The 10,460-nt window shown below is 72.9% G+C and carries 7 protein-coding genes; 5 read left to right on the top strand and 2 right to left on the bottom strand.

Annotated features, from left to right (window positions below; all coding sequences use genetic code 11):
- Positions 1-196 precede the first annotated feature (196 nt).
- The gene (locus ACFU6K_RS18465; RefSeq protein WP_380664252.1) at positions 197-1,411 is read right to left on the bottom strand and encodes a pyridoxal phosphate-dependent aminotransferase; all 1,215 of its coding nucleotides are present in this window, start codon (positions 1,409-1,411) and stop codon (positions 197-199) included.
- Positions 1,412-1,660: 249 nt separating this feature from the next.
- Here ACFU6K_RS18465 and ACFU6K_RS18460 point away from each other — a divergent pair, with 249 nt between their 5' ends.
- Positions 1,661-2,380 (top strand): prepilin peptidase, encoded by a 720-nt coding sequence (locus ACFU6K_RS18460; RefSeq protein WP_380664250.1) that lies wholly within the window; start codon positions 1,661-1,663, stop codon positions 2,378-2,380.
- A gap of 202 nt (positions 2,381-2,582) precedes the next feature.
- Here ACFU6K_RS18460 and ACFU6K_RS18455 read toward each other — a convergent pair whose 3' ends face one another.
- The gene (locus ACFU6K_RS18455; RefSeq protein WP_380664248.1) at positions 2,583-4,196 is read right to left on the bottom strand and encodes a chitinase; all 1,614 of its coding nucleotides are present in this window, start codon (positions 4,194-4,196) and stop codon (positions 2,583-2,585) included.
- A 410-nt stretch (positions 4,197-4,606) separates the two neighbouring features.
- On the opposite strand from ACFU6K_RS18455, the gene ACFU6K_RS18450 reads away from it, so the two are divergent.
- From ACFU6K_RS18450 to ACFU6K_RS18435, 4 genes are all read left to right on the top strand, one after another.
- Positions 4,607-5,401 (top strand): isoprenyl transferase, encoded by a 795-nt coding sequence (locus tag ACFU6K_RS18450; RefSeq protein WP_181970663.1) that lies wholly within the window; start codon positions 4,607-4,609, stop codon positions 5,399-5,401.
- A gap of 332 nt (positions 5,402-5,733) precedes the next feature.
- A complete protein-coding gene (locus tag ACFU6K_RS18445; RefSeq protein ID WP_049657856.1) occupies positions 5,734-7,068 on the top strand; it encodes a PhoH family protein in 1,335 nt (444 codons plus the stop codon).
- A gap of 433 nt (positions 7,069-7,501) precedes the next feature.
- Positions 7,502-8,260 (top strand): transglycosylase SLT domain-containing protein, encoded by a 759-nt coding sequence (locus tag ACFU6K_RS18440; protein ID WP_181970664.1) that lies wholly within the window; start codon positions 7,502-7,504, stop codon positions 8,258-8,260.
- A gap of 567 nt (positions 8,261-8,827) precedes the next feature.
- Positions 8,828-10,390 (top strand): AI-2E family transporter, encoded by a 1,563-nt coding sequence (locus ACFU6K_RS18435; RefSeq protein ID WP_380664245.1) that lies wholly within the window; start codon positions 8,828-8,830, stop codon positions 10,388-10,390.
- Positions 10,391-10,460: the final 70 nt, after the last annotated feature.

Below are 10,460 nucleotides of genomic sequence, written 5' to 3'. Positions count from 1 at the left end.
CGGCACGAACCGCGCGCCCCGCCGAGCGGCAGGACGGCCGGAGTTCCACCGGGCGATTTTCCCCCGACCAAGGAGATCGCCCGGACCGGAACTCCGGCCGTAGTGTTTTTCCGGGAGCCGTCCCGAGTCGGAAGTCGTCCCGAGTCGGAAGTCGTCCCGAGCCGCGAGTCGTCCCGAGTGCCGTCGAGCCCGGTGGCTACGGCTGGACGTAGCCGTTCAGGAAGTCGCCGATCCGGGTCACCGCGTCGGTGATCTCCTCCGGCCGGGGCAGCGTGACCAGCCGGAAGTGGTCCGGCTCGGGCCAGTTGAAGCCGGTGCCCTGGACCAGCAGGATGCGCTGGGAGCGCAGCAGGTCGAGCACCATCCGGGCGTCGTCCTTGATCTTGTGGACCTTGGGGTCCAGCCGGGGGAAGGCGTACAGCGCGCCCTTGGGCTTGACGCAGCTGACCCCGGGGATCTCGTTGAGCAGCTTGTACGCGGCGTCGCGCGAGGCGTGCAGCCGGCCGCCGGGCAGCACCAGGTCGCGGATCGACTGCCGCCCGCCGAGCGCGGCGGCCACTGCGTGCTGCGCGGGCATGTTGGCGCACAGTCGCATCGAGGCGAGCACGGTCAGGCCCTCGATGTAGCTGCGGGCCCGGTGCCGGTCGCCGGACAGCACCATCCAGCCGGAGCGGAAGCCCGCGACCCGGTACGCCTTGGACAGTCCGTTGAAGGTGACGCAGAAGAGGTCCGGGGCCAGGGTGGCCAGCGGGACGTGCTCGGCGTCGTCGTAGAGGATCTTGTCGTAGATCTCGTCCGCGTAGACCACCAGGTCGTGCCGGCGGGCGATCTCCGCGATGCCCTCCAGCACCTCGCGCGGGTAGACCGCACCGGTCGGGTTGTTCGGGTTGATCACCACGATGGCCCTGGTCCGGTCGGTGACCTTGGCCTCGATGTCGGCGAGGTCCGGGTACCACTCGGACTGCTCGTCGCAGCGGTAGTGCACGGCGGTGCCGCCGGCCAGCGAGACCGAGGCGGTCCACAGCGGGTAGTCCGGGGCCGGGACGAGCACCTCGTCGCCGTCGTCCAGCAGGGCGGTCATGGCCAGCTGGATCAGTTCGGAGACGCCGTTGCCGAGGAAGACGTCGTCGACGGAGAGGCCGTGCAGCCCGCGGTCCTCGTAGTGCATGACCACCGCGCGGCGGGCGGAGAGCAGGCCCTTGGAGTCGCCGTAGCCGTGCGCGGTGGCGAGGTTGCGCAGGATGTCCTGGAGGATCTCCGGGGGCGCCTCGAAACCGAAGGTGGCCGGGTTGCCGGTGTTGAGCTTGAGGATGCGGTGGCCCTGTTCCTCCAGCCGCATCGCCTCGTCGAGTACCGGTCCGCGGATGTCGTAGCAGACATTGGCGAGCTTGCTGGACTGGATGACCTGCATGTCCGCCTACTTTAGGGGTACGGAGGGGCCGTGCGGCGGGTCTCCGCCGGGGTGCTTCGGAGGGTCGGAACGGCCCCCTTGGATCGGCAGGCGGGGGCGGCGGGCGGCCTTCCGAACCGGCAGTCGAATGTCCGGAATGCTCCTGTATGCGAGGAGCGCCGCCGCGCCGTTCTGTGGAACGAGACGGACGGCACACGCCCGGCGCGGGAGGATGTGGCCGGTTGCGTCGGTCGAGGAGGGGGTGCGCCGGTGGTCCCGGTCGTGGTCGCGGCGGTGCTGGTCGGTCTCCTGGCGGCTCCGCCGCTGCGCGGGCGGATCGCCCGGTTCGCGGTGCCGGAGGGCGAGCCCTGGTGCGAGGACTGCCCGTCCTGCGGGCGCGCGGTGCGCCTGCTGCCGCCGACCGGGCGCTGCCCGGGCTGCCGGGAGCGGCTGGGGGCCGGCCCCTGGACGGTGGAGGCGGTCGCGGCGGCGGTCGCCGTCGCGGTGGCGTACGCGGCGGACCGCCTGGTGGTGGTGACCCTGGCCCTGGGCTGGGCGGCGGCGCTCGGCGTGGCGCTCGGCTTCGTCGACGCGCGGGTGCGCCGGCTGCCGTACCGGCTGACCGTGCCGCTGCTCGGCGGGGTGGTCGCGCTGCTGCTGGTCGCGGCGCTGGCCGAGCGGGATCCAGGGGCTCTGCTGCGCTGCCTGCTGGTCGCCCTGGCGGTCGGGGGTGTGCTCGAACTGGCCGTCTGGCTGGGCGCGTTGGGCCCCGGGGACTCCCCGCTCGGGCTCGCCCTGGGCGGGCTGCTCGGCTGGTTCGGCTGGTCGGTGGCGCTCGGCGGGCTGTTCGCCGCGATGGTGCTCGCCGGGCTGTGGGGCACCCTGCGGGCCGCCGCCGCGCTGGCCCGCCGCCGCCCGGTGCGCGGACTCGACCTCCCGGTCGGCCCGTTCCTGCTGCTCGGCGCGCTCACCGCGGTCCTGGCGCGGTGAGTGGAGCCGTACGGGCCCATCGGCAACGCGGAGCCGTACCGGCCCCCGGAGGGCCCCGCCCCTAATAAGAGGGGACAGGGAGAACGGAAGGGCCCGCCGTACCGGGTCGGTACGACGGGCCCCGCCGCCGACGCGCAGGCCCCACCCTCAAGGAGCGGCGCGCCGGGGGAGTTGAGCTCTGGGGGTCACGGCCTCCCGGCCGTCACGGCATCCGGTGGACGAACGGGCCGACCGTGTTGGAGAACGCGTTGCCGTTGTTGGCGTCCCAGTTGGTCGACCAGGTCATCGCGCCGCGGATGGTCGGCCACTTGGCCGGCGGCACGAAGCTGCCGCAGTTGTTACCGGTGGCCAGGCAGTCCAGCGCGTTGTTCACCACGGTCGGCGAGACGTAGCCGCCGCCCGCCGCCCTGCTGGAGGCCGGGACGCCGATGCCGACCTGGTCCGGCCGCAGGCCGCCCTGGATCTGGGTGCAGACCTGCGAGGTGATGAAGTCGATGGTGCCCTGGTTGTAGACCTTGCCGTCGCAGCCGTTCATGCCGCCCGAGTTGTAGAACTGGGTGTTGACGACGGTGAGGATGTCCTTGGTCTTCAGCGCCAGCTGGAAGTAGGCGCCGGAGGTGTTGTACATCCCGATGGTCTCGGGGGCCATGGTCAGGACGAAGCCGGGGCCGACCTTGGCCTGCAGGGCGTGCAGCGCGTCGCCGAGCGGGCCGGCCTGGACGCCGTTCTCCAGGTCGACGTCGATGCCGTCGAAGCCGTAGTCCTTGATGATCGCGTAGGCGCTGTCGGTGAAGTTGGCGCCGGCGGTGGCGTCCCCGACGGTGATCGCGCCGTTCTGGCCGCCGATGGAGAGGATGACCTTCTTGCCGGCCGCCTGCTTGGCCTTGACGTCGGCGCGGAACTGGGCGTCGGTGTAGCCGCCGAGGGCCTTGGACAGGCCCGGGTCCAGGGTGAAGCTGATCGCGCCGGTCCTGGTCGGCACGGCGTCGGCGAAGGACACCGCGATGATGTCGTACGCGCTCTGGACGTCGCTCAGCCGCTGCGCGGTCGAGCCGTTGTCGAAGTTCTGCCAGTAGCCGGTGACCGCGTGGGCGGGCAGGCCGGTGACCGGCGGGGTGGTGCTGGTCGGCGTGGCGGTGGGGGTCGCCGTCGGGGTCTGGGTGGGCGTCCCGGTGGGGGTCGGGGTCGCCGTCCGGGTGGGCGTCGCGGTGGCCGTGGGGGAGGCGGTGGCCGTCGGCGTCGGGGTCGGCGTGGGGGTCGCGGTCGGCGACGGGGTGCCGGTGCCGCCGGGGCCGACCAGTGCGACGTCGTCGGCCAGGTAGGCGCTCTGGCCGTACCAGCCGTGCAGGTAGACGGTGACGCTGGTGGCGTTCGCCCCGGTGGTGAAGGTGCTGGACAGCTGGTTCCAGCTGTTCTGGTTCGACCACGCGGACGGGTCGGTGCCGCCGGTGCCGCGTGCGCCGAGGTAGACGTACGGGCCCTGGACCCACGCGCTCAGCGTGTAGCTGGTGTTGGGCAGCACGCTGATGGTCTGGGCGCACTCGGCGGTGTCGCCGGCGCCCGGGGTGGCCTGGAGCGCGCCGGTGCCGGAGTGGACCGGGGAGGAGACCGTGGTCGCGGCGCCGGTACAGGTCCAGCCGCCGAGCCCGCCGTCGAAGCCGCCGTTGACGACCAGGTTGCCGACCGCCGCGCTGGCGCCGCCGGCGAAGAGGGCGAGGCCGCCGCCGGCCAGGGCGAGGGCGGTGGCACCGGCCGCGACGGCCGGGAGGGGGCTGCGCCGGCGCTTGTGCGAAGGCTGGTTCAGCGTACGGGCCATGGGGTGACGCTCCTGGGGGAGGAGCGGCCGCCGCGGTGGGGGGCGCGGCGGCCGCGTGTGGGGGAGGGGAGGTCCGAAGTGAGCCTGCGGGGCGGAGCAGGAGGATCGTTCCGTCCCGGATCAAAAGCTGGACTAGACCATTGCTGGTCGTCAAGCATCGGAAGAACGGCTTACGGTTCCGTTAAGGATTCGGAGACCGTTCCGTGTCCCCGCCCCGGAGGCCCCGCAGCGGCCCCGCGGAGGCCCCGCCACCCGTCCGGAGGACCCCCGACACGCCCGTCGGGACAGACTTCGTACAGGACCGTGACCAGACCGCTACCTGCGGCTTTACTGTGCACCTGCGCGCCGGAGTAGGCTGCGCCGGGGGCGGAGACGCACCAGTTGCAACGAGCACGGAGGGGCCGGGAAACATGGGTCTGCGCGATGTCGCCGAACGGACGCCGGGGCTGCGCACCCTGCTCGGCGGGATGTACGGGCTCTACGGGCGGCGGGTCGAGGTCCACCTCGCGAGCACCCCGCGCCACATCGGCGTGATCCTGGACGGCAACCGCCGCTGGGCCAAGGCGGCCGGCGGCTCCACCGCGTACGGCCACCAGCGCGGCGCCGACAAGATCAGCGAGTTCCTCGGCTGGTGCGACGAGACCCACGTCAAGGTCGTCACCCTCTGGATGCTCTCCACCGACAACCTGGACCGCCCGGCCGATGAGCTCGTCCCGCTGCTCGGCATCATCGAGGACGCCGTCACCGGCCTGGCCGCCGCCCGCCGCTGGCGGGTCAACCCGGTCGGCGCGCTGGACCTGCTGCCCCAGCACACCGCCGACGTGCTCAAGCGGGCCGCCGACCAGACCGCCGACATCGACGGGATAACGGTTAACGTCGCGGTCGGCTACGGCGGTCGGCACGAGATCGCCGACGCCGTCCGCTCGCTGCTCCAGGAGCAGGCCGGACGCGGCACCTCGATCGAGGAACTGGCCGAGGTCCTGACCGTCGAGCACATCGCCGAGCACCTGTACACCCGCAACCAGCCCGACCCGGACCTGATCATCCGCACCTCGGGCGAGCAGCGGCTGTCCGGCTTCCTGCTCTGGCAGAGCGCGCACAGCGAGTTCTACTTCTGCGAGGCGTACTGGCCGGCCTTCCGCAAGGTCGACTTCCTGCGCGCGCTGCGCGCCTACGAGCAGCGCCACCGGCGGCTGGGGCTGTAGTCCCGGATCGGCCGGTTCCGGCCCGGCGTCCGTGGGGCCGGTGCCCCGCAATCCCGGGGCCGGTGCCCCGCACCCTCAGGGGCGGTGACCCCGCGTCCAGCGGGCTGTCGTCCCAGGTCCGGCCGTCCGGAGGAAATGACCGCCGTAGGCCTGGCCTACCCGGCGCCCGGGCGAGGCCAAACGTTCACCGGCAATGATCCGTCAGTTCGCCGGGGGCGCGAATGCACCGTTCCCCGCCTGGGAATACTCCAGTCAGTCCGGTCCCGAGGCCACCGGGGCAGCGGGGGCCGGCTTGCCGCGGATGACGCAGGGTCATCCGCTCTGGAGGCCTAGTGGTCAGTTCCAAGAGCCGCCGGACACCAGACCGGCGCACGTACGTTCTCGACACCAGCGTGCTCCTGGCGGACCCGCTCGCCATGACCCGCTTCGAGGAGCACGAGGTCGTCCTCCCGGTGGTGGTCGTCACCGAGCTGGAGGCCAAGCGGCACCACCCGGAGCTGGGCTACTTCGCCCGCCAGGCGCTGCGGCTGCTCGACGACTACCGCATCCGGCACGGCCGGCTCGACGAGCCGATCCCGGTCGGAGAGCTCGGCGGCACCATCCGGGTCGAGCTCAACCACTCCGACGTGTCGATACTGCCGGTCGGCTACCGGGCCGGCGGCGGTGAGGCGGACACCCGGATCCTCGCGGTCGCCCGCAACCTCCAGGCCGAGGGCTACGACGTCACCGTCGTGTCCAAGGACCTGCCGCTGCGGATCAAGGCCAGCTCGGTGGGCCTGCTCGCCGAGGAGTACCGGGCCGAGCTGGCGATCACCTCGGGCTGGACGGGCATGACCGAGCTGCACGTCCCGGCCGATCAGGTGGACGCGCTCTTCTCGGTCGGCCACGACGCCGGGGTTGACGTCGACGGGGCCGCCGAGCTGCCCGTCCACACCGGACTGGTGCTGACCTCGGAGCGCGGCCGCGCGCTCGGCCGGGTCACCGGCGACGGCCGGGTGCGGCTGGTGCGCGGGGAGCGCGAGGCGTTCGGGCTGCGCGGGCGCAGCGCCGAGCAGCGGGTGGCGCTGGACCTGCTGCTCGACCCGGAGATCGGGATCGTCTCGATGGGCGGCCGGGCCGGCACCGGGAAGTCGGCGCTGGCGCTGTGCGCGGGGCTGGAGGCGGTGCTGGAGCGGAGGCAGCACCGCAAGGTGATGGTCTTCCGGCCGCTGTACGCGGTCGGCGGGCAGGAGCTGGGCTACCTGCCCGGTTCCGAGGCGGAGAAGATGGGCCCCTGGGCGCAGGCGGTCTTCGACACCCTCTCCGCCGTCACCACCCCGGACGTGATCGAGGAGGTCATCTCCCGCGGGATGCTGGAGGTGCTGCCGCTGACCCACATCCGGGGGCGCTCGCTGCACGACGCCTTCGTGATCGTGGACGAGGCGCAGTCGCTGGAGCGGAACGTCCTGCTGACGGTGCTGTCCCGGATCGGCCAGGGCTCGCGGGTGGTGCTCACCCACGACGTGGCGCAGCGGGACAACCTCCGGGTGGGCCGCTACGACGGCGTGGTGGCGGTGGTGGAGAAGCTGAAGGGTCATCCGCTCTTCGCCCACATCACGCTCACCCGCTCGGAGCGTTCGCCGATCGCGGCGTTGGTCACGGAGATGCTGGAGGACATCCACCCGTGATCCGCCCCTGACGAGGGCATAGTCGGACAATACGGTCAACTCATGGCCGGGGGCCCGCTCCTGAGGGAGCGGGCCCCATCCGTTTCATCACATCGAGTGCTTTCCGTTCGGGGAACCGCCGTGCGGTGACTGTGACATGCGCCACGCGGGCGGGAATTGCGTCGACCGTGCCCGGTGCGGCATGGTGAGGGTTCTGTCAGGCCCCGCGTACGGCGCGGCAGGGCTTCCGGCCACCGGAGGTCAGGCCCCGGAATGTCCGCCAACTCCGGTCGGTGGACGCACAATTGAAGAACGTTGAGCCGTACGCCGCCCGATTCCAACGCCTGGTCGACTCACCTCGGCCGGACGCCGGGCCAGCACCTCCCGTGACCAGTGCACCGTGCGGAGGTCCGTGTCAAGGGGCATGTTGCGCCCGTACGGTCACGCGTGGGCGATGCTGGAAGGAATCCATGTGACTCGGATCTCGGTCCGGGGAGTCGCTGTGGCCTCCGCCACCGCCGTCACCGCTGTCGGTGCCGTCGTGGGCATGGCCTCGGGCAGCGAGGGCAAGACGACGCAGACGGTCGACGTCGCCGGCGCGACCCTGCTTGCCGAAGTCCCCTCTGGCGCCCAGGCGCAGACCATCAGTGACAACATCGGCCAGCAGGCATCCGCCCAGCAGGCCTCCGCCGACGCCGCCGCCAAGGCCGCCGCGGAGCAGAAGGCCGCCGAGGAGGCCGCGCGCCAGCAGGCCGCCGCGGACGCCCAGGCGAAGGCCGACGCCCAGGCCAAGGCCGACGCGGAGAAGGCCGCCAAGGCCGCGGACGACAAGCGCAAGGCCGACGAGGCCGCCGCGAACCGTTCCAAGTCCCGCTCCGCGATGAGCGCGGTGGAGGACAGCGCGCCGCCGGTCTCGGTCAGCCCCGGCTCGGTCCAGGACCTGGCCCGGCAGATCGTCGGCAACGACGCGCAGTTCCAGTGCTTCAGCCAGATCGTGAAGCGCGAGAGCGGCTGGGACTACACCGCGACCAACAAGAGCTCCGGTGCCTACGGTCTGGTCCAGGCGCTGCCCGGCACCAAGATGGCCTCGGCCGGTGCCGACTGGCGCACCAACCCGGCCACCCAGATCAAGTGGGGCGTCGGCTACATGAACTCCCGCTACGGCAGCCCCTGCGGTGCGTGGTCGTTCTGGCAGGCGCACAACTGGTACTAGGAAACGGCTGCCGCTCCGGCGGCGCGGTTCCACCCGGCCCCCGGCCGTTCGCCCTCCTCGGGCGGGCGACCGGGGGCCGTGGCGTTCTCCGGCTGTCTCCAGCGGTCGGGCGACTCCGGCCCGGCCGTTCTCCGGTTCGCGCGTTCTCCGGCCCGGCCGTTCTCCGGTTCGTGCGCTCTCCGGTGTGCGGTGAGGGGGCGGACCGCGCCGCCCGGGCTGCGCTGACCAGTGCGCCCTCGGGCGGTGCGGCCCGGTTGCGGACGCGGGGCGCGGGGAGGGGTCCTGGTTGCTCCCCGCACCGGCCGGTCCGCCGGCAGTTGGCCGTGGGGCGACCTCGGCGGCTCGTCTCCGGGGTCTCGTCCCGACTCCTCCCCAGCGAACCGTGTCCGAAACCGCATGGAACCTTGCGTTTTGTCCGGTTCATCGGGATGGACGGTTCGAGTCGAACGGACCGGCGACCGGACTCGCCGCTCCCACGGCGGGTAGCGTCATCCCTGACGGCCGCGGCAGGACCCGCGGCGTACCGCCGGACACGGCGGGTTCGGCAGGGGAGTGGTGGTAGCGAGGATGGCGCGGGGCGGAAAGGCCTTCAAGGCCGTGGCCAAGGGCATGGCCGTGGTGGCGAGCGCGGCCGCCGTGATCGAACGGCGCCGGCGCGCCGCGATGGCGGCCGACCCGCACGAACCCGCGCTCCCGGCGCTGGCCGAAGGTCCGGTGCCGGCGCTCGTGGACGGGCACGTTCCGGCACTCGCCGAGGCGCCGGGCCCCGTCCCGGTCCCGCGGGCCGTTCCGGTGCCGCAGGCCGACCCGGTCCGGCTGACCGACCCGGCCCCGGCGGCCGAGCCGGTCCCGCCGTCCGCCGCGCCGGCTCCGGCGGCCCAACCGGCCCCGGCCGCCCCGGCCGCGCACGTCGGGCTCGGGCGGGAGTACCACCCCGGCCGCCCGGCCACGCCCGCCGAGGCGGTGCCGTGGGGACTGCGGGTGGCCGCCGAGTCGACCTGGCGGCTGCTGCTGCTCGGCGCCGCGCTCTACGTCGTCTTCTACGTGGTCGACATGCTGCGGCTGGTGGCCTTCTCGGTGCTGGCCTCGCTGCTGATCACCGCGCTGCTGGAGCCCTCGGTCTCCTGGCTGCGCCGGCACGGGGTGCCGCGCTCGCTGGCGGCCGGCGGGGTCTTCCTCAGCGGTCTGGCCGGGATCGGGCTGGTCGGCTGGTTCGTCGTCTGGCAGGTGTCGACCAACCTCTCGGACGTCACCACCCAGGTGAAGACCGGCGTCAACCAGTTGCGGGACTGGCTGGTCACCGGGCCGCTGCACCTGACCCAGCAGCAGATCACCGACTTCGCCAACCAGATCACCAAGGCCATCACCACCAACACCGATCAGCTCACCTCGGCCTCGATCACCGGCGCGCAGATCGCCGTCGAGGTGCTGACCGCGCTGCTGATGACCTTCTTCACCACCTTCTTCTTCCTCTACGACGGCGCGAAGATCTGGAACTGGGCGCTGCGCGGCCTGCCCCGGCACTCCCGCTTCGCGATGGCCGGGGCCGGTCCGAAGGCCTGGGCGACGCTCACCGCCTACGTGCGCGGCACGGTCTGCGTGGCCTTCATCGACGCGCTCTGCATCGGCATCGGCGTCGACCTGCTGGGCGTGCCGCTGGCGCTGCCGCTGGCCGTGATCATCTTCCTGGGCGCCTTCGTCCCGCTGGTCGGCGCGCTGGTCACCGGCACCGTGGCGGTGCTGATCGCGCTGGTCACCCAGGGGCCGTGGACGGCGCTGATGGTGCTGGTGGTGCTGGTCGCGGTGATGCAGGTGGAGAGCCACATCCTCCAGCCGCTGATCCTCGGCCGGGCCGTCCGGGTCCACCCGCTCGGCGTCGTCCTCGGCGTCGCGGCCGGCGGCATCATCGGCGGCATCGGCGGCGCGGTGGTCGCCGTCCCGCTGATCGCCGTCACCAACACCGTGGTCACCCACCTGCGCCGTCGCAACGAGGCCGGCCAGGCCGTCTTCACCGCGCTCGAAGCCGCCCGCGAGGCCGCCGAGCGCACGGCCGGGCGGACGGCCGAACGCGCCGCCGAGCACACCGCGGCCTCCCACCCCGCCCCGTCGGCCGCGCCCGCCACCGACTGACCCCCGCCGCGCCGGGGCGACCGGCGCGGGAGAACGACGACGGGCCCCTCACGGACGTGGTGTCCGGGAG

It is taken from the genome of Kitasatospora sp. NPDC057512 (assembly GCF_042802135.1).
Taxonomy (GTDB): domain Bacteria; phylum Actinomycetota; class Actinomycetes; order Streptomycetales; family Streptomycetaceae; genus Kitasatospora.
The sequence above is the reverse complement of the archived record's forward strand: the minus strand, read 5'-3'. Positions and strand labels throughout refer to the sequence as shown.